Annotated in this window: 17 protein-coding genes; 3 read left to right on the top strand and 14 right to left on the bottom strand. The window is 74.3% G+C overall.

Features of this window, described 5'->3' with window-relative positions:
* Positions 1-168: 168 nt before the first annotated feature.
* Positions 169-642 (top strand): winged helix-turn-helix domain-containing protein, encoded by a 474-nt coding sequence (locus V6U77_RS19605; RefSeq protein ID WP_334607791.1) that lies wholly within the window; start codon positions 169-171, stop codon positions 640-642.
* Here the strand turns inward: V6U77_RS19605 and V6U77_RS19600 are convergent.
* The 7 genes from V6U77_RS19600 to V6U77_RS19570 form a co-directional block, all read right to left on the bottom strand.
* Positions 634-1,401 (bottom strand): YqjF family protein, encoded by a 768-nt coding sequence (locus V6U77_RS19600; protein WP_334607790.1) that lies wholly within the window; start codon positions 1,399-1,401, stop codon positions 634-636. The genes V6U77_RS19605 and V6U77_RS19600 overlap by 9 nt on opposite strands.
* A 96-nt stretch (positions 1,402-1,497) precedes the next feature.
* Positions 1,498-3,420 carry an ABC transporter ATP-binding protein gene (locus V6U77_RS19595; RefSeq protein WP_334607788.1) on the bottom strand — a complete coding sequence of 641 codons (1,923 nt, stop codon included), beginning with the start codon at positions 3,418-3,420 and terminating at the stop codon, positions 1,498-1,500.
* Complete coding sequence (locus V6U77_RS19590) at positions 3,417-5,123, bottom strand: ABC transporter ATP-binding protein (RefSeq protein WP_334607787.1); 1,707 nt, start codon at positions 5,121-5,123, stop codon at positions 3,417-3,419. The genes V6U77_RS19595 and V6U77_RS19590 overlap by 4 nt, the downstream gene beginning before the upstream one ends.
* Positions 5,124-5,352: 229 nt before the next feature.
* Positions 5,353-6,186 carry an ABC transporter ATP-binding protein gene (locus V6U77_RS19585; protein WP_334607786.1) on the bottom strand — a complete coding sequence of 278 codons (834 nt, stop codon included), beginning with the start codon at positions 6,184-6,186 and terminating at the stop codon, positions 5,353-5,355.
* Positions 6,183-7,217 carry a FecCD family ABC transporter permease gene (locus tag V6U77_RS19580; RefSeq protein ID WP_334607784.1) on the bottom strand — a complete coding sequence of 345 codons (1,035 nt, stop codon included), beginning with the start codon at positions 7,215-7,217 and terminating at the stop codon, positions 6,183-6,185. The genes V6U77_RS19585 and V6U77_RS19580 overlap by 4 nt, the downstream gene beginning before the upstream one ends.
* A complete protein-coding gene (locus V6U77_RS19575) occupies positions 7,214-8,257 on the bottom strand; it encodes a FecCD family ABC transporter permease (protein WP_334607783.1) in 1,044 nt (347 codons plus the stop codon). Before V6U77_RS19575 ends, V6U77_RS19580 begins: the two co-directional genes overlap by 4 nt.
* Positions 8,254-9,282, bottom strand: coding sequence for an iron-siderophore ABC transporter substrate-binding protein (locus tag V6U77_RS19570; RefSeq protein WP_334607782.1), 1,029 nt, complete (start codon positions 9,280-9,282; stop codon positions 8,254-8,256). The genes V6U77_RS19575 and V6U77_RS19570 overlap by 4 nt, the downstream gene beginning before the upstream one ends.
* 264 nt (positions 9,283-9,546) lie before the next feature.
* On the opposite strand from V6U77_RS19570, the gene V6U77_RS19565 reads away from it, so the two are divergent.
* Complete coding sequence (locus V6U77_RS19565; protein ID WP_334607781.1) at positions 9,547-10,344, top strand: siderophore-interacting protein; 798 nt, start codon at positions 9,547-9,549, stop codon at positions 10,342-10,344.
* 141 nt (positions 10,345-10,485) lie between these two features.
* On the opposite strand, the gene V6U77_RS19560 is transcribed toward V6U77_RS19565, so the two are convergent.
* The 3 genes from V6U77_RS19560 to V6U77_RS19550 are packed head-to-tail and all read right to left on the bottom strand — an operon-like array spanning position 10,486 to position 12,993.
* Positions 10,486-11,025 carry a hypothetical protein gene (locus tag V6U77_RS19560; protein WP_334607779.1) on the bottom strand — a complete coding sequence of 180 codons (540 nt, stop codon included), beginning with the start codon at positions 11,023-11,025 and terminating at the stop codon, positions 10,486-10,488.
* Positions 11,022-12,683, bottom strand: coding sequence for an alpha/beta hydrolase (locus V6U77_RS19555; RefSeq protein ID WP_334607778.1), 1,662 nt, complete (start codon positions 12,681-12,683; stop codon positions 11,022-11,024). The genes V6U77_RS19560 and V6U77_RS19555 overlap by 4 nt, the downstream gene beginning before the upstream one ends.
* Before the next feature lie 7 nt (positions 12,684-12,690).
* Positions 12,691-12,993, bottom strand: a complete 303-nt coding sequence (locus tag V6U77_RS19550) for a WXG100 family type VII secretion target (RefSeq protein ID WP_334607776.1) — start codon at positions 12,991-12,993, stop codon at positions 12,691-12,693.
* Positions 12,994-13,143: 150 nt separating this feature from the next.
* On the opposite strand from V6U77_RS19550, the gene V6U77_RS19545 reads away from it, so the two are divergent.
* Positions 13,144-14,433: an MFS transporter gene (locus V6U77_RS19545; RefSeq protein WP_334607774.1), complete on the top strand. Its 1,290-nt coding sequence runs from the start codon at positions 13,144-13,146 to the stop codon at positions 14,431-14,433.
* Between the two features lie 53 nt (positions 14,434-14,486).
* Here the strand turns inward: V6U77_RS19545 and V6U77_RS19540 are convergent, their stop codons facing one another.
* From V6U77_RS19540 to V6U77_RS19525, 4 genes are read right to left on the bottom strand one after another with little or no spacing between them, the layout of a single operon-like run.
* Positions 14,487-15,470, bottom strand: a complete 984-nt coding sequence (locus V6U77_RS19540) for a nitroreductase (RefSeq protein ID WP_334607773.1) — start codon at positions 15,468-15,470, stop codon at positions 14,487-14,489.
* The gene (locus V6U77_RS19535) at positions 15,470-16,558 is read right to left on the bottom strand and encodes a GNAT family N-acetyltransferase (protein ID WP_334607772.1); all 1,089 of its coding nucleotides are present in this window, start codon (positions 16,556-16,558) and stop codon (positions 15,470-15,472) included. Before V6U77_RS19535 ends, V6U77_RS19540 begins: the two co-directional genes overlap by 1 nt.
* Positions 16,555-16,995: a DUF4188 domain-containing protein gene (locus V6U77_RS19530; RefSeq protein WP_334607771.1), complete on the bottom strand. Its 441-nt coding sequence runs from the start codon at positions 16,993-16,995 to the stop codon at positions 16,555-16,557. The genes V6U77_RS19535 and V6U77_RS19530 overlap by 4 nt, the downstream gene beginning before the upstream one ends.
* Positions 16,995-18,578 (bottom strand): phenylacetate--CoA ligase family protein, encoded by a 1,584-nt coding sequence (locus V6U77_RS19525; RefSeq protein WP_334607770.1) that lies wholly within the window; start codon positions 18,576-18,578, stop codon positions 16,995-16,997. The genes V6U77_RS19530 and V6U77_RS19525 overlap by 1 nt, the downstream gene beginning before the upstream one ends.
* Positions 18,579-18,784 lie beyond the last annotated feature (206 nt).

Raw genomic sequence — 18,784 nt, 5'->3', positions numbered from 1 at the left:
TAGCCGTTGGCCGGCGAATGGGGCGCTTGCCAATGATTGGCACTGTCATGACGAAGATGGGCAGAGGCTGCCCGTAGTTTCCGGGTGGGTGCTGTGGGGGCACGCGACGAAGGCACGGCGCCGGCTGGTCCAGGCCCGGCAGAGGAACCATTTCCGCTGATCATCGCGGTGACGCCGTCGCCAGCCGAGCGGATACGACTCGCGGAGCGTCTGGACGGCGTCGCGCCGCTGCTGCTGGTCGCCGACCTCGACGAGTTGCGCAGGCTGATCGCGGCGCCGACGCCGCTCGCCCCGTCGGCGCCGGTCGGCGCGCCAGCCGCCGCGGACGACGACGTGCTGTTGATCGACTCGGCCCGGTCGACGGTCCGCAGCCGGGGCCGCGAGGTCGGCCTGACACGGCTCGAACACGACCTGCTCGCCTGCCTGACCACCGAGCCGGTGCGGGTGTGGAGCTACGCCGAACTGCATCGTTCGGTCTGGCGTGACGAGGGGCGCGAACGCAGGGCGGACGTGCAGTCCCTGGTCAAGCGGCTGCGCCGCAAGCTGCACGAACTCGGCACCGGCGTGGCCATCGACTCGGTGCGTGGCGTCGGGTTCCGGCTGACCGACCATCGGCAACCGAGGGTCGGCGGCTCAGGCTGACTGCCTGACTTGGGCAGGACGCGCCCGCCGCAGGCTGACCGGCGGGCCGAACCGGACCGGGACGCCGGGGGAATACAGCACGCTGGCCGGTGCCCCGACGGGCGCCGGCAGCCCGGCGGCCGCCACCAGTTCGTCGTCCAGGTGCAGCAACCGCGCCCGGTGCAGCGGCCACCGGGGATGCCAGTTCGGCAGGTGCAGCGTCCGCCCGTGCGCCCGGGTGTGCAGGCCCCACCGGGCGGTGACGAAGTGCTCCAGCGGGGTCGGATCGGCGATCGGCTCCCCCACCCGCACCACCATCCGGCTCGCCGCGCCGACCGGGCCGGGCCAGCGGCGCCGGCACCGGTACGTGTAGCGGTCCCCGTCGCGCTCCAGCCGCATCGCCGACCACATGTACGGCAACCGCAGGGTCGCCCGGGCGACCAGCACCGGGACCAGCCGCGACGCGTCGAGCGAACGGAACACCACGGCGCGCCGGCCGGTGCCGTCGACCGAGTAGAGCCGCACGTTGGTCTCCGCGAAGGTGCCGAAGTACGGCACCCCCGGTCCCCCGCCGAGGCCCAGCCCCACCATCCGGAAGCCGATCAGGCCGACGTAGCTGACCCCGTCGAGGGTGTCCGGACGGGTCCCCGCGGGCAGCATCGGTGCGACGAGCTCCGGGGCGACCGCCCAGTGCAGGAACGTCAGGTCGTCCCAGCGCTGCCGCAGGACCGCCCGGGGGAACGCCTGCGCGGGTGCGGCCTCGACCGGCTCGATGTCCACGGATCCATCCTGCCGCACCCCGGTGGGCGCGTCACCCGGGCAGCGCCCGCCGCCGGTGCCGAGGTGGGTCGGAGGCCGACCGTCGCCTCGCCCGACTCACGCCGGCGCGCGGGTGGCGCTCGCGTCCCGACCCGACGGCGCGCCCGGCCGCTGACGACGGGCGGCGGGGGCCTCCTCGCCCTCGCGTCCCTTCGGCGGCACGGGATCGGGCGTGCTCCAGGAACGCCACAGGTCGCTGTAGCCGCCCCCGGCCTCCAGCAACTGCGCGTGCGTACCGTGCTCGACGACGCGCCCGTGCTCCAGGACGACGACGCGGTCCGCGGTGGCCGCCTGACTGAGGCGGTGCGCGACGATCAGGGTGGTGCGGCCCTCGGTGGCCGCCGTGGCGGCGCGGTCGAGGTCGCGCGCGCCCGCGCTGCCCGCCTCCGCGGTGGCTTCGTCGAGCACCGCGACGGACGGGTCGGCGAGGACGAGGCGCGCCAGGGCGAGTTGCTGGGCCTGGGCGGCGGTGAGCTGCCGCCCGCCCTCCCCCACGCACGTGTCGAGGCCCTCGGGCAGGGCGCGGAGCCAGCCGGTGACGCCGACGAGGTCGAGTGCGGCGCGCACCTCGGCGTCGGTGGCGTCCGGGTTGGCGAGGCGCAGGTCGTCGCCGAGCGTCCCGGCGAAGACGTGCACCTCCTGGCTGATCAGGGCGATCTCGCGGCGGACGTGGTGCTCGTCCAGTTCCGTCAGTGGCACGCCGCGCAGGCGGACCGCGCCCTGGGTGGGCGCGATGATCCCGGCGGCGATGCCGGCGAGCGTGCTCTTGCCCGCCCCGCTCGCGCCGACGAGAGCGACGCGTTCGCCCGGCGCCAGGCGCAGCGCGACGTCCCGCAGCACGACGGGTCCGTCCTCGTAGCAGTGCCGGGCGACGACCACCTCCAGCGTCGCCGGCCCGGGGCTGTCCTGCGCCACGGTCCCAGGGCGTCCCTCGCGGGCCGGTGCGGAGCCGTCGGGCGCGGCGGAGCCGGGCAGTGAGGTGACGCCGACCAGCCGGGCGAGGCTCGCCCCGGCCTGCAGCACGGAGTCCGACTGGAGCAGCAGCAGGCCGATCGGGTTGAACAGCCGGTGGAAGTAGAGCGCGGCGGTGGTCGCCGCGCCCACGGTGACCAGGTCGTCGCGGACCAGCAGGAACCCGGCGAGCAGCACGGCGGCGAGCCCCACGAACTCCGACCGGTTGATCCGCAGCCCGAACCGCGTGTGCAGGCTGAAGATCTCCAACGACAGGTCACGGGCCACGGCGGAGCGATCGGCGATCCGACCGACGTGCGCGTCCTCCAGCCGGTAGGCGCGCACGGTCGCGGAGCCGCGCAGCGCGCCGGCCATGACTTGCGTCCGCTCGCCCGTGGCCACGCGCTCACGCGCGTAGTACGGCATCGAGCGATTCAGGTACCAGCGCAGCGCCAACGCGTAGGCGGGGGCCGCGGCCAGCCCGGCGAGGCCGAGCCGCCAGTCCAGCGCGAAGAGCCCCACCGCGGTCAGCACGATGGACAGCAGCGCGCCGAGAAAGGCGGGGCCGCTGGTGGCGATCACGTTCGTCACCACGGCCACGTCGTCGCCCGCGCGGGCCACCAGGTCTCCGGTCCCGGCACGTTCCAGCGTGGCCGACGGCAGGTGCAGGGCGCGGTCGAGGACCCGCTCCCGCAGCCGCGCCAGCACGGTCTCGCCGAGGCGTGCGGCGAGCGCGGCGCCGATCGCGGTGAGCAGGCCGGCGAGCACCGCGGCGCCCGCGATCACGCCCGCCCAGACCACGATCCGCGGGGTGTCGGACCCGGCGATGACGTCGTCGACGAGGCGGCCGAGCACCCACGGGGCGACGAGCCCGGTCGCGGCGGCGGCGACCAGCAACGCGCCGGCGGCGGCGCTGAGCCCGGGCAGCCGGGCGAACTCGGACCGCAGGGCGGCCCAGGTCTGCCGTCCGGTGGCCGTGGGCAGCAGTTGTCGGGATCCGACGCCGAGCGTGGTCGACTCCTCGGTCACCGCAGGACCTCCTCCCGGTAGCGGGCGTCGCGCGCGAGCAGCTGCTCGTGCGGGCCCTCGGCGACGACCCGCCCGTGGTCGATCACGGCCACCCGCTGCGTTACCCGCAGCAGGGCCGGGCTGTTGGTGATCAGCACCGTGCCGCGGGCCGCCGCCGCACGGGCGGCCACCAGTCCCTCGGCGAGCAGCGCCTCGGTCACCGCGTCGACCGCCGTGGTGGGGTTGTGCAGCACCAGCACGGGCGGGTCGGCGACGAGTGCCCGGGCCAGCCCGATCCGCTGGCGTTGCCCGCCGGACAGGTTCGCCCCCCGCTCGATGAGCAGGCGGTCGATGCCGTGCGGGTGCGCGGCGAGCACGTCCTCGGCCGCCGCGGCGCGCACCGCGGCACGCAGGACCGCCTCGTCGACCTCGGCGCCGGCGGCGATGTTGGCGCGCAGCGTCCCTTCGAACAGCGCCACGTCATGCTGCTCCACCAGCAGGATGCTCCGCACGGCGTCGATGTGCAGGTCGTCGGCGGGCACGCCGTCGACGTACACCGTGCCCCGGTAGTCCTCCCGCGGCACGCGGCCGGACAGCAGCGCCACCAGTGCCTCGGCCTCGCCCGGGTCGTAGGCGAGCACCCCGAGGACCTCACCGGCGCCCACCCGCAGGCACACCCCGTCGAGGCCGGCGTACCGCACGGTGTCGAGGGCGAGCCGGGACCCGGTCGCGGCGGGCGGCCCGGCGTCGCCCGGCCGGGTGAGTGGCTCCGCGCCGAGCACCCGGGCGACCCGCCCGGCGGAGGCGCGGGCCATGGCGAGAAGCTGCACGCAGTAGCCGAGGGTCTGCACGGGCTCGGCGACGAACTGGGCCAGCCCGACGACGGCGACGAGTTCGCCGATCGTGAGCCGGCCCTCGATCGCGAGCCAGCCGGCGACGCCGGCGACCGCCGCGAGGAAGAGACCGTTCACCGTGGTGGTGAGCCCGAGGTGCAGGCCCTTGGTGGTGGCGGCGCGCAGGGTCACGTCGAGGGCGTGGCGGCTGGCGGCCGCGTACCGGCGTGCGGCGTGGTCCTGAGCGCCGATGCCGCGCAGCACGCGCAGGCCGGTGACCAGGTCGACGGCGAGCGCGGTCGTGGTGGCGAGGGTCTCCTGCTGCGACGCGCTGCGCCGGCTGAGCAACGGCGCCATCCGCTGCAGGGCGACGACCACCAGCGGCACGCCGACGAGCACCCCGAGGCCGAGCGGGACGTCGACGACGAGCAGCGCGACGGCGGCGACCACGACGGCGGTGAGCGCGGCGGCGCCGAGCCCCGCGACCCGCACGACGAGCGCCGACAACTCGGCGTCGGAGGCGGTGACGGCCAGCAGTTCGCCGTCGCGCATGCCCGAGCGGTTCCCGCGCGGGTCGAGGGCGCTGCGGGCGATCTCGACCCGAACGAGGTGGGCCTCCTGCTCCACGGCGGCGTACGCCAGGCGGGCGCCGGTGCGGTAGGCGAAGGCGAGGACGGTGAACAGGGCGGCGAGGCCGGCGAGGGAGAGCAGCAGCGCGCGTACGTCCCCGGTGGCGACCGCGCGGTCGATGATCACGCCGATCGCGACCGGGACGAGGGCCTCGGCGGCCTGGTGGGTGCAGAGCAGCGCGGTGCCGGCCACCACGCGACCGCGCTGGCGGCGCAGGGCACGGCGCAGGACCGTCCCACCGCTGATCTTCTCGGCTGCCACGAGCGTCAGGAGCGGGTGGACGGCACGAGGGCACCGTCGCGGCGGCCGGCGGACGGGGCGCCGGAGCGCGGCGCGACGGTGCCGTCGGCGCGGGTGGTGGTCATGGTCCGCACTCCGCGGCCCGGGGCGGCCTGGACGAACGAGGTGTACACGAGATGCGCCCTCCCAGCGATCGAGGGCCAGGTTAGCCTCACCTAATGGCCCCGGCGAACGGGGGCTCGACGAGTCGTCAGTTACCCACCCCCAGGTCGAGGCCCGGACGGGCCGTGACGTGGTGACGGCCGATCGGCAGCATCAGCGGCTTCTCCGACGTCGGATCGATGATCACCTGGCTTTCGAGGCCGAACACGGCACGGACGCACTCCTGCGTCAGCACCTGTGCCGGCTCGCCCGCGGCGTACAGCCTCCCGGCGGCCAGAGCGATGAGGTGGTCCGCGTAGCGAGCGGCGAGGTTGAGATCGTGCAGCACCATCACGATCGTCGTCCCGCGCGTCAGATTGAGGTCGGTGAGCAGGTCGAGGACCTCGACCTGGTGGCTGACGTCGAGGAACGTCGTCGGTTCGTCGAGCAGCAACAGGTCCGTCTGCTGGGCCAGGGCCATCGCGATCCAGACCCGTTGCCGCTGGCCGCCGGAGAGCTCGTCGACCGAGCGGTCGGCGAGGTCCGCCGTCTGCGTCGCGTCCAGGGCCGCCGCCACGGCGGCGTCGTCCTCCCTGCTCCAGCGGGACAGCACGCGCTGGTGCGGGTTGCGCCCGCGGCCGACGAGGTCGGCCACCGTGATCCCTTCGGGCGCCGTCGGCGACTGCGGAAGCAGGCCGAGGGTACGGGCCAGCTGCTTGGCCGGCAGCCGGTGCACCTGCTTCCCGTCGAGCAGGACGTGGCCCGCGCGGGGCGCCAGCAGGCGCGACATCGATCGCAGCAGGGTCGACTTGCCGCACGCGTTGGCGCCGACGATCGCCGTGATCTTCCCGGGCGGCACGACGAGGTCGAGCGAGGAGATGACGACGCGGTCGGCGTAGCCGAGCGTCAGGCTCTCGACCGCGAGCGTGTGGGTGGTGGTCACAGCGAGCCTCCCGCGCGGTTGGTGCGGATGAGCAGGTAGATGAGGTAGGGGGCGCCGAGCACGCCGGTGACGACGCCCACCGGGTAGCGCGTGTCGAAGGCGAACTGGCCGGCGAAGTCCGCGACGAGCACCAGCAGGGCGCCGACGAGGGCGGAGGGCAGCAGCAGCGAGCCGGCCGGGCCGACGATCCGGGCGGCGATCGGCCCGGAAAGGAAGGCGACGAAGGCGATCGGCCCGGTGGCCGCGGTGGCGAAGGCGATCAGGCCGACGGCCGCGACGATGACCAGGAGCCGGGTGCGCTCCAGGCGTACGCCGAGCGCCGCCGCGGTGTCGTCGCCGAGCTGCATCATGGCGAGGTTGCGGGCCTGACCCAGCAGCACCGGCGCGAGGACGGCCACGGCGACGGCCACCGGAAGGGTCTCCCGCCAGGTGGCGCCGTTGAGGCTGCCGGTCAGCCACCGCATCGCCTCCTGCAGGTCCCACTCGGCGGCCTGGGTCAGGACGTACGCGGTGACGCTGTCGAGCATCGCGGCGATGCCGATGCCGATCAGCACGAGGCGGGTGCCGGCGACGCCGTCCTTGAACGACAGGGTGTAGACGACCAGTGCCACCGCCAGCCCGACGACGATCGCGAAGGCCGACACCCCCGCCTCCCCGAGGTGCAGCGTCACGATCGCGAAGGCCGCCGCGGCGCTCGCCCCGGAGCTGATGCCGATGATGTCGGGGCTGGCGAGCGGGTTGCGCAGCATCGTCTGGAAGGTGACCCCGCCCAGCCCGAAGCAGGCCCCGGCCAGGATCGCGAGCACCGCCCGGGGCAGGCGGAGCGTGCCCACGGTGAAGGACGCCCCCGGGACGTCCTCGCCGGCGATCACCGCCAGGACGTCCGCCGGGGGGTAGAAGGTGTGTCCCACCATCAGCGAGACGGCGAACGCGGCGAGGACCAGGACGGTGAGCACGACGAGCACGCCGCGCCTGCGGCGCGTACGGCGTACCCGGCCGTGGGTGACGGCCTCGAGAGTCGTGCTGCTCACAGCTCGCGCACCTTCTGCCGACGGACGATGTAGATGAAGAACGGCGCGCCGATCAGCGCCGTCACGATCCCCACGTCGATCTCCGCCGGGCGCGCCACCACCCGGCCGACGACGTCCGCGGCGGTGAGCAGCGCCGCGCCGAGGAGCGCGGAGAACGGCAGCAGCCACCGGTGGTCGAGGCCGATCAGCAGGCGGCACACGTGCGGGACGACCAGACCGACGAAGCCGATGGGTCCCGCGACCGCCGTGGCGGCGCCGCACAGCAGCACGGCGCCGAGTGCCGCGACGGCCCGCACCACCGCGACCCGCTCCCCGAGCCCCGCCGCGAGCTCGTCACCGAGGGCGAGCGAGTTCAGCGCCCGGGCCGACAGGACGCAGATCGCGAAGCCCACCAGGAGGAACGGCATGGCCTGTCGGATGCTGTCGTACGTCGCGCCGCCGACCCCGCCGATCTGCCAGGAACGGAAGTTGCCGGCGACGTCGTTGCGCGGTAGCACGAAGGCGCTGATCAGCGACGCGAGCGCGGCGGACGTCGCGGCGCCCGCGAGCGCGAGCTTGAGTGGCGTCGCGCCGCCGCGGCCCAGGGAGCCGACGGCGTACACGAAGACGGCCGTGATCGCCGCGCCGAGGATGGCCGCCCAGAGGTAGCCGGTCGCCGACGACAGACCGAACGTGACCATCGCGACGACCACGGCGAGTGACGCCCCCATGTTCACGCCCAGGATGCCGGGGTCGGCCAGCGGGTTGCGGGTCACGCCCTGCATGACTCCCCCGGCCAGGCCGAGCGCCGCCCCGACGGTCACGGCGAGCAGGGTGCGCGGGATCCGTTTGGTGACGGCCGCCTGCTCCATGGTCGCGTCCGCGCCCCGCAGCGCGGCGAGGATGTCGGACCAGCCGACGTCGCGCGAGCCCAGCGCGACCGACGCCACCATGAGCGCCAGCAGCACCACGGCCGCGACGAGGAACCACAGCAGGCGTACCCGCGCCGGACGCCGCACCACGGCGACGTCCGGCAGGGCACACCGGTCGAGTGCGGTCATGACACCCGGTCGGCGGCCTTGGCGAGCATCGCGACGTAGTCGTCCAGCACGAACGGGATGGCCAGCGGGGTCGGGTTGGCCGCGGTGCCCAGCGGCGTGGCGCCGGAGAGCATGACCACCGAGCCGCGCTTGATCGCGGGGATCTTCGACAGCAGCGGGTCGGCCTGCGCGGCGGCAAGCAGCTTCTCGTCGCCGTAGGCGACGATGACGTCGACGTCGTCGAAGACCTGGATCTGCTCGGCGCTCTGGTTCAGGGTGAACTTGTCGGTGCCGGCGGAGAGCTTCGCGATGCCGGCCGGGACCTTCATCCCGAGGTCGTTGAAGAACTGGGCCCGGGTGTCGTGCGTCGTGTAGAAGCCGATCTTGCTCAGGTCGGTCGGGTCCACGTGCGTCATGAACATCGCCGACTTGCCCGCCAGTTGCGGGTGCTTCGCGGCGGCCTCGCCCATCCGCTTCTCGAAGTCGGCGATCAGCGCGTCGCCCTCCTTCGCCAGGCCCAGGGCCTGGCTCTCCAGCTTGATGGTGTCGCGCCAGGCGGTGGCCCAGGGCGCCTTCGGGTAGGCGACGACCGGGGCGATCTTGCTCAGCGTGTCGTAGTCCTGCTGCGTCAGGCCCGAGTACGCGGCGAGGATGACGTCGGGCTTGGTGTCGGCGACCGCCTCGAAGTTGATGCCGTCGTTCTCGTCGAACAGCACGGGTGTTGTCCCGCCGAGCGACTTGAGCTTTTCGGAGACCCAGGGCAGGACGCCGTCGTTGTCGTCGTCGCCGAAGTTGGCCTTCGCCATCCCCACGGGAACGACGCCGAGAGCCAGCGGCACCTCGTGGTTCGCCCAGGCGACCGTCGCCACCCGCTTCGGCTTCTCCTTGATCGTCGTCGTGCCGAGCGCGTGCGTGATGGTGACCGGGAACGCCGCGGAGCTGCCGCTGTCGGAGGCCTCCTCGGCCTCCGACGACCCGCCGCAGGCGGTGAGCGCCAACGTGGCGGCCAGGGCGACGACTCCGGTGAGGAAGCGGTTTGCGCGCATGGAACTACACCTCGATGTCAGGTAAGGGGAGGCTAACCTAACACACGGTTCCGGGGGGTCTTGATCTACCGCGACTCGATCGAAGGCGACCCATCGCATGCCGTCCGAGCTGGGACGACCGGAGGCCGCAGCACCGCCCGAACCCCCCGAGCATGTGGATGAACATCGATCGGAGAGGGTGCGCCGACGCGTTTTTGTCAGGTCAGGCTAACCTAACTCGACGTGGACACGGAAGGTGGCCCGCGAGCCGCGAAGGAGCGCAGCATGACCGTCGGCACCGCTACGGTCGACGCCGGGTTGATCAAGCGCCCGATGCTCGCCGAGGTCGTCGCCAACCGGGCGCTCACGCCGCACCTGCGGCGCATCACCCTGACCGGCGCCGAGATCGACCGCTTCGGTCACGACGGTCCGGACCAGTTGGTGCGGATCTTCCTCGCCCCCGCGCCCGGCGCCGAACTGCACCTGCCCGACTCGGCGCAGTGGTGGCCCGCCCTGCAGGCCATGCCCGCCGAACGGCGGCCGGTGGTCCGCAACTACACCGCCCGGCGCCTGGACGTCGGGCGGCGCGAGCTCGACATCGACTTCGTCCTGCACGGCGACGCCGGGCCGGCCTCCGCGTGGGCGCTGCGCGCCGCGCCCGGCGACCCGATCGGCGTGCTCAGTGACGGCGCCGCGTACGCCCCGCCCGCCGACACCGACTGGCAGCTGCTCGTCGGCGACGAGACCGCCATGCCGGCGATCACCGCGGCCGTCGAGGCGCTACCGCCGCAGGCGCGGGCGATCGCGCTGATCGAGGTGGGTTCGGCAGAAGACGAGATCGAGGTACGCACGCCGCCCGGCGTCACGCTGACGTGGCTGCACCGGGGCGGCGCACCGGCGGGCGGCAGTGACGTGGTGATCCGTACGCTGCGGGACCTGGCGTTGCCGGCCGGCACGCCGTACGCCTTCGTCGCCGGCGAGTCCGCCATGGTCACGACCGTCCGGCGGCACCTGTGCGCCGAACGCGGCATCGCCAAGGAGCGCGTCTACTTCGGCGGCTACTGGAAGCGCGCCGCGCACTGAGCGCGGATGCCGGCACGCCGCTGGCCGGCTCGGCGAGACGCCGGACGGCCGCCCACGCCCCGGCCGCCGGCGCAGACCCCGCGCGCAGCGGCCCGACCACGGACGAGGGCGCTCGGCCGCCCGGCGCGCGGCCGACGCGAGCTACCCGTTGGCGGGATCCTCCCCGGCTGCGGGCCGGTAGCAGTCGCTGGCCAGGATGAGGGCGACGCGGTCGCGGCTCGCGGTGGTGGTGAGGCTGATCGTGATCCCGGTGTCGGGGTCGCGCATGGACAGCGCCCCCCGGGTGCCGTCGGCGAAGGTGCGGTCCTCGGTGACCTCGTAGCCCTGCTGTTGCCACATGTCCCGGATCCGTCGCAGCGTCGGGATCTGGTCGGCGGGCGGGACCGGCAGCCCGGCGAAGCCGCTCAACGTCCAGCGTCCGTCGTCGGCGATCTCGCCCCGCCGGCCCTGGCAGGGCGAGGTGTTGGTCCGCCAGTCGTCGAGCCCGACACCGGCGGTGGTGGCGACGGCCCGGGCGCGAGCCTCGGCCAGGGCGCTCACCTCGGCGATGGCCTTGGTCTGCAACGGGTCGTCCTTTCCTGTCGAGGAACCGGAGTCACCGCCGGCGCAGGCGGTGGAGAGCAGCAGCACGGCCGCCAGCGCCACGGCGGGCCACCGGGGCGCACGGCGCCGCAGGGTCATGGCGCCCTTCCGTGCGCGAGCGCGGCCGCCTCGTAGTCGCCGACGATGACGGCCGCCTGGGAGCGCAGCATCTGACTGTTCTGCGCCCAGTATCCGCTGTGGCCGGAGGTGTCGACCTCCAGGACGTTGCCGCCGAACTCCGGCTCGTGCGGGGCGGGACCATGGATGCCGACGACGCTGTCGAGCAGCCAGTCACCGACGACGGGCACGCCGTCGAGCCAGCCGACCGTCTCCTCCGGTCGCGCGACGACGGTGTCGTCGGCCGCGGCGCCGGCCCACACGTGTCTCGGGTCGACGTTGAACTCGCCGGCGTTCTCGACGCGCATGCCGGGACTGCCGACGGCGATCAGATCGTCCACGGCCAGGCCGTCACCGTTGCTGGCCGCCTCGCCGAGCACCGTCGAGCCGTAGCTGTGGCCGATGGCGGTCAGGTGGGAGGGACCGTCGTCGTGGGAGGCGCGCAGCCCGTCGACGAAGCCGTCGAGCGCGCGGGCGCCGGCCTCGGACCTGGCGCCGAAGACGGCGCTGACGATGTCGAGGTTGGCCGACGGGGTGTCGTAGCCGAGCCAGGCCACGACGGAGACGTCGGCGCCGGCGGGGGCGAGTTCGACCGAGGCCTCCCGCAGGTCGTTGGCCCGCCCGATCAGGCCACGGATGTCGGCGAGTTCGGTGCCGACGCCGGGAACGAGGACGGCCGTGTGCGCGGCGGTGTCCGGGTCGCCGATCGCGACCGCCGCCTTCCCGTCACCCGTGGGGTCGAGCGAGAGCAGGTAGAGCCGCTCGTGCGGCGCGGCGTTCTCCGCGCCCTCCAGCTTGTCCAACAGCATGACCGCGGCGGTGTGCCGCGGGTCGGCCCGGTCGCGGCGCTCGACGTCGTCGCCGATGAAGGCGCGCAGCGCCAGTTGGTTCGCCGCGTCGCGGTCGACGGCGGGCAGTCCGTCGAGCGCGCCGATCCGTTCCGGGTAGGCGGTGCGGTAGACCTGCCGCTCGTCGTCGGACAGACCGCTCCACCACGCACGTACGTCGGCGGGGTCGCTGCCCGGTGCCGGGATGTCCTCCTCGCGCAACCGAAGTGCCGCGGCGGCGGCGAGCGCGCCGTCCCGGGCCTTGTCGTACTCCCAGGCCGACTCCCCCGGGGCGCTGGCCGTCAACCGCGTCAGGGCATGGGCGATCCGGCCGTCGACCTCGGTGGCCTCGGCGACGATCCGCGTGATGAGGTCGGTGTAGGTCGCGGCGTTCTGGACGTGCCGGCGGTGGATCACGTCCGCGTCGGGGTCCTGCCCGCCCTCCGCCCCGGGCGCCGGCGCGGAGACCCGTCCGGCGTCGTCCACGCTCAGGCCGAGGGACCGGGCGGCGCCCACGGCCGACTCCAGTCGCCGCTGCAGGTCACCGAACTCCTGCGCCGCCTCCCGCAGCACGCTCGCGGCGGTGCGGGTCTGCAGGCTGGCGACCTCGAACTCGTCGTCGAGCTCGTCGAGGCGGCCGAACGCCGCGGTGGCGGCCGGGCCCTGCCAGCCCGAGCCGCGCAGCGGCCGGGTCAGCTCGGCGCCGCACCGCTCCTCCAGCTTCGCGCAGGCCCGCGACAGGTCCGTCCAGGCCTGCGCGGCGTCACGCAGCGGCGCGAGGCGCGCCTCGCGCAGGTCCGCGTACGTCACCACGGAGCGGTCACCGCCCGGGGAGGTCGAAGTGGGCGGCGCTGGCCTCGTCGCTGTAGCGGTAGTCCATCGCGCAGCCCTGCAGGGCGTCGCCGACCGCCGACACGTGTCTGTCCAGCTTCCTCAGGTCGTCCGACCACGACCAGCGCAGCCGCTCCAACGCCGTCCGGGTCTGCCAGCCGGGCAGGCCGGCGACCGCGGTCCGCGTCTCGTCCCCGAGGTCGGACACGCCACCGCGCAGGTCGTCGCGCAGGTCGTCGCAGACCCGCGCCGCCTTCTCCAGCAGCTCCGGCTCGACGTGAAGTTCAATCACCGACTGGCCTCCCGCGAAGATCGACACGAGCCTACATAACCACACCGGCGCGGCGAGCACACCGGCCACCGGCGTGCTGCCCGCCGCCGCGCGGCAGGACGGGCGTGCCGGGGACACCGCTGCGTCGAGGGCCGGATTACCCTCGCCGACATGAGCCGACGCACCGACCCGGCCCGGCGTCCCCTGTGGCGTGACCGCGACTTCGGCGCCTACTGGGCTGCGCAGTCGCTCTCCGCCGCCGGTGACTCGTTCGCCTACCTCGCGGTGCCGCTGCTCGTGCTCCACGCGACCGGATCGGTCGCCCAGATGGGCCTGCTCACGGCCGTGGCCGGAGCCGCGTCCGTCGGTGCGGGGATCTTCGGCGGCATCCTGGTCGACCGGTACGACAGACGGAAACTGATGATCACCGCCGACCTGGCCCGGCTGGTGCTCTACGGCCTCGTTCCCCTGGCGTGGCTCGCCGGTCCGCAGGTCTGGCTGCTCTTCGTCGTCCTGCCGATCTGCGAGGCGGCCGGCATGGTGTTCCAGGTCGCCGCGGTGACCGCGGTGCGCAACCTCGTCGACCGGCCCAGGATCACCGAGGCCAACGGGCGTCTCCAGGCGACGTACGCGGCGGCAGCCGTGGTGGGGCCGCTGCTCGCCGGCGTGGTGTCGGCCCGGTTCGGTCCCACGGCGGCCATCGCCGTCAACGCGGCCAGCTTCGCCCTGTCGGCCGCCGGCCTCTGGCTGGTACGGCTGCGGCGGCCCGACGAGGGCGCGGCGGTCGACGGCGCGGCGCGGCGGGAGGGTCGGCTGGCCGAGTTCCTCGCCGGCGCGCGGTTCCTCTGGCGGCAACCCGTGCTCCGCTCCCTGACCGTCCTGCTGTCGGTCTTCATCTTCCTGACGTACGGCTTCACCGACGTTCTCGTCTACCACGTCAAGCACGACCTCGGCGGCTCCGACCGCACCGTCGGCACGGTGCTGGGCCTGGCGGCGCTGGGCACGATCGTCGGAGCGCTGCTGGTGGCGCCCCTGCGCCGCCGGCGCGGCTTCGGCACGACCTGGATCGGCGCGCTTGCGACGTGCGGTCTCGCCATCGTGGGCATCGGCGTCGTCGGGAGCGTGCGGGGCGTGACCGTGCTGAGCGCGGTGTACCTCTGCGGCGTCAGCGTGGGTGGGATCTGCTCGATGTCGCTGCGCCAGGAGATCACGCCTGACCACCTGCTCGGTCGGGTCACCTCGGCGTTCTGGAGCACGCACTACTCGCTCGGCCCGGCCGGCGCGGCGGTGCTGACGTGGGCCGCGAGCCGGTACGGCGTCACCGCGGTCACCCTCGTCGCGGGATCGGGGTGCCTGCTGGTCGCGGTCGGCGGGCTGTTCACCCCGATCCGCCGCGCCGGGTCGGAGCCGGCGGCCGACCGCTCGGCGATCCGGCGGGCCGCGACCAGCCAGGCGTCCTGACCTCGAACGCCGGCCCCGCCGTGCGCGACGCGGCCGTGCCGCCATCGCCGGGGTCAACGCACGCTCCGCCCGACGCCGCCCACCCGGCGCGCCGAGGGTGCCGCCGGCCCCACCGGTCGGCCGACCCGGGCCACGTGCAGCAGGCGCTCCGGCGCCACGCCCAGCAGGGAGCCCAGGGCGTCGCGGGTGGCGGGCGCGTCGACGAGTTGGCTCAGCGGGTGCGCCGCGAGCCCGGCCGCGTGCAGGGTCAGCCACGTGCGCGCGAGCACCCGGCCGAACTCGACCTGGGCCGCGTCGTCCATGCCGGCCGGCCCGACGAGCACGAGCACGGCGCCGCCGAGCGCGAGCGGATTGCCGGACGCGGCCGCGAGCAGCCGGGGCAGGCCCAGCCGGCGCAGTCCCGGGTAGGCCGCCAGCGCCGCCCGCAACGCGGTGGCCTCGCGTCCGGACAGGTTCAGGCAACGGTCGGTGAGCCCGTCGAGGCGGTAGTCCGGGTGCGCCGGCGTGAGCCGCAGCCACGACCGCAACTCGCCGACCACCGCGGGATCCCCGTACATCCGCCGGTCGGCGACCCTCAGCAGGCGGGCCAGCAGGCCGGCGTCCGGTACGGTGCGCACCGCCCCGCCGCGGGCCCGCGCGACGGCGTCGACGGCCGCCACCACCGCGGCCTGCGGCCCGGCCGAGAACCGACCCCGGTGGGTGCGACGGGTGAGCACCTGCATCGCGCCGAACGGGGTGTCGTAGCGGTGCGGTGACGCCCGCAGCCAGCCCACCCGGCGCTCGTCGGCGCAGTGGTCGGCGACGAACGTCATCCGCAGGCCGGCGTCGGCCGCGACGACCAGGCAGGTCTCGACGAACGCGCCCAGCGACAGCCGCAGGTCCCGCCCGGTGGGATCGGCCGCCGGCAGCGCGTCGGCCCGGTCCCAGCCCACCCGGACCTCGCCGCCGCGGTGGTCGAGCCGCCACGGTTGGGTGTTGTGCGCGCTCGGCGCCCGCCAGCAGAGCGGCTCCAGCGCGCGGAACGCGGCGAGCGACATCACAGCGCCTTCTCGTAGAAGGTGTACCCGTGCAGCGGCCGGCCGCCCAGCGCCCGGTACTGCGCGGCCGACGCCGGGTTGTCCCGCCCGACGTAGGTGCTGCGCAGCGTCGTGTACCCGCCGGCGTGCAGGTTGCGCCGCAGCGCGGCGGAGAGCAGGCGCTGGTATCCGCGCCCCTGGTGCTCGGGCAGCACACCCTTGACGATCAGCACCGCCTCCCGCCGGTAGCGGCGTCGGGCCGCCAGCAGCCGGAGCTGGTTGACCAGGTTGAGGTCGCCGCGGACCCGCACCACGAACTCGCTGATGTCCGGCACGCACAGCACGAACGCCACGGGCCGCCCGGCCCGGGTCAGGTAGAGCAGCAGCGACTCGTCCAGCAGGTACGCCAGCCCGTCGGTCTGCCGGCGCAGCTGGGCGGCGGAGATCTCGGTGTAGTAGCCGAGCTGGGCGAAGGACGCGTTCAGCATCCCGCGCAGCAGCTCGAGCTGGTCGGCGAGCCGACGCACGTCGCCCCGGTGCACCGTCAGCCGCGCGCCGTCGGGGTCGGTGCCGATCGGGGCGTCGCCGCCGGCGGAGACCGGGCAGATCCAGGTGTCCGACTCGAACCGCCGGTGGAATCCGTACGCCTCGTAGGCGCTCACGTACCGGGGCGGGTTCCAGGCGCTGTCGATGAAGCCCCGGTCGGCGTACCCGGAGGTGATGACCCCGCCGGACTCGTTGGGCAGCAACGCCACCGGCCCGAAGAGCGCCTCGCGGTCGCCGGTGGCGCGGGCGGCGGCGGCCATCGCCTCGAACAGCGGTTGCGCCGCCGCGTCGGTGAACTCGGTGAGCCCGAAGAGCTGGCACCGGCGGCCGAGCTTGGCGTCGAGGGCGGCGTCCGTGTGCAGGGTGGTCCGGCCGACGACCGCACCCGTGTCGCCGTCGCGCAGCACGTACATCGGCACGCCGTCGCGCCACCACCGGCGCACCTGCTGGCGCGACGGGGGCACGAAGCGCGGCTCGCCGGCGTACACCCGGTCGGTGAGCGCCACGAACTCGCGCAGGCCGCGCCGGTCGACGACCTGCTGGAGAGCGTGCGGGGCGGTCATCGCCGCACCGCCGGTCCCACCGTCTCCGAGCCCAGCGGCGTGAACGTCTCGATGTGCCCCAGTTCGGTGGACTCGGCCCGCCACAGCCCGTTGGAGTAGCCGTCGGGTTCGGCGGTGAAGAGCCGGATGAAGCCCGCGGTGGCGTTGCGGTCGCCGTCGGTGAGCCAGACCATCAGCTTGCGGTGGTGGCGGGAGCGGGCGAAGCGCAGCAGGGCCTCGCGGTCGCTGAAGAACGCGACGGTGCCGAGGGTGAACGGGAACTCCCAGTACACCCGGTGCCAGCGGTATCCGGACATGCGGCGCATGTCGCGGACCATCCGGCGCCAGGCCGGGAAGAGCCGCAGGATCGCCAGCGGCCCGCGGTAGCGGGTGGCGCCGAAGAACATGGCGCCGGCCTGGGCGCGCGCCGGGGCGCGGGAGAAGTCACGGGTACGCATCACTCACCCACCAGGTAGACGTTCTTGATCTTCTGTCGTCCGGCGAACGGGCCGGCGTCCGGTTCGTGCAGCTCGACGCGGAGGTCACCGGCGGTCGGGTCCTCGCTCAGCGACTGCGCGAAGTCGCGGGAGACCGCCGCGAGGTGCCGGCGTACGCCGCTGCGGCAGGCGGCGGCGAGCGCCTCGCGCTCCGACCCGGACAGCGGGCGGCGCAGTTCGAGGTGGATCACGGGGCGGGTCTCCAGCGTGGCGTCCTCGGTCAGCGCCAGGCAGAACCGGCTGATCTCGGCGGCGTACGGGTTGCCGGTGTAGAGGCCGTACTCCACGTCCTGCGGGTAGAGGTTGGCGCCCAGGTAGGACACCGTCGAGTCGCTGCGCCCGAACAGCAGCAGCACGGGCAGGGTCATCCGTTCGCTGGCCAGTGCCGCGCGGCACTCGGCCCAACGCCGCGGGTCACCGCGGAGCAGGTCGAGCATCCGCGGGAAGTCGACCAGCAGCGCCTCGTCGCCGACGTTGTAGCGCAGCCGGGGCTGCAGCACGTCGGGACCGGTGATGGTGCAGAGCAGTTCCCGGCGCTCGTTGGTCTCCAGATAGGTGGTCAGCGGGTTGTACTGGAACACCATCGGCAAGCGCTGCTCGTCGGCGCCGAGCAGCGCCTCGCGCAGCCCGGGATCGTCGCGCAGGCGTCGCCGCAACCACACGGTGAACCGGGTCTCCGCGCCGATGCCGATGCTCAGGTCCGAGGCGCCGTACGCCGAGCGGACCCGCAGGAACCGCTCCTCCAGGTAGCCGCGCAACGCCTCCGTCATCCCCTCTCCCCCGCAGCTGGCGAAGATGCGGTGACGCGACCAGTCGAACCCGTCGGCGTCCAGCCGGTCCCGCAGGTGCTTGAGGAACGGCGGGTACGCGGTCACCAGGTAGTCGAAGTCGGGACCGAACTCGCGGAGCGTGTCGACGATCTTGCCGAGGTCGGGCCCGGTGTTCTTGACCACCGCGATCCGGGCCATGGCGGCGCCGGTCGTCGTCCCGGTCGCCCAGGCGCCCATCGAGTAGGCGTTGATGACGAACGGGCGCCGCATCGGGAAGACCAGGCTGGTGTAGCCGACGATGTCGCGGTGCACCGCGCGCAGCTCCCGCTCGCCGCGGGGCCAGTTGAACGGGCGGCCCGACGAGCCGGCCGACTCGTCGACCACCACGCCCCGACCCGGCAGCCGGCCGCCCCGGCAGCGCCGGGCGGGGTCGAAGGGCACGACGTAGCTCACCTTGTCGGTCTCCGGGAAGTCCCGCAGCCGGCGGCGCTGCCCGGCCGGCCGGGCACGCAGGTAGGCACGGTACGCCGGGACGTCCAGCGCGGCGAGCGCGCAACCGGCACGCGCGTTCGCCGCCGCGAGCCGGTCCAGCACCGGGTGGTGCCGCCGGGCGGACCACCGCCACGACGCGGGATGGTGTGCGGCGAGCCGCACCGCCGCCCCGAGCACCCGGCCGAAGACCGTCAGTCGTCCCCGTCGCCAGCGTTCGCCGACGGTCAGTCGTGGTGACGCGAGGTGGGACGGATCAGAATATCGACGCAGCGTCTCGGTCATGTGGGAATCCTCGGCGCGCCCGGCCGGAAACGCCTGAGCTGTCGCACCGATCCGACGCTGAGTATCCGCACCCAGCTCGGCCCAGGCTCCCGGTCCCTGTCCGAGGTCGGTGCGGTGGGCGAGGTCTCCGACGACGCCGGCCCTCGGAGCGCGGCACGTGGGTGCGGTGCGCGACCGCGGCGTCAGGATCTGCCCGGGCGGTGGGC

This window comes from Micromonospora sp. CPCC 205546, assembly GCF_036902715.1.
Lineage (GTDB): Bacteria > Actinomycetota > Actinomycetes > Mycobacteriales > Micromonosporaceae > Micromonospora.
This window is presented reverse-complemented; position numbering and strand designations above follow the sequence as displayed.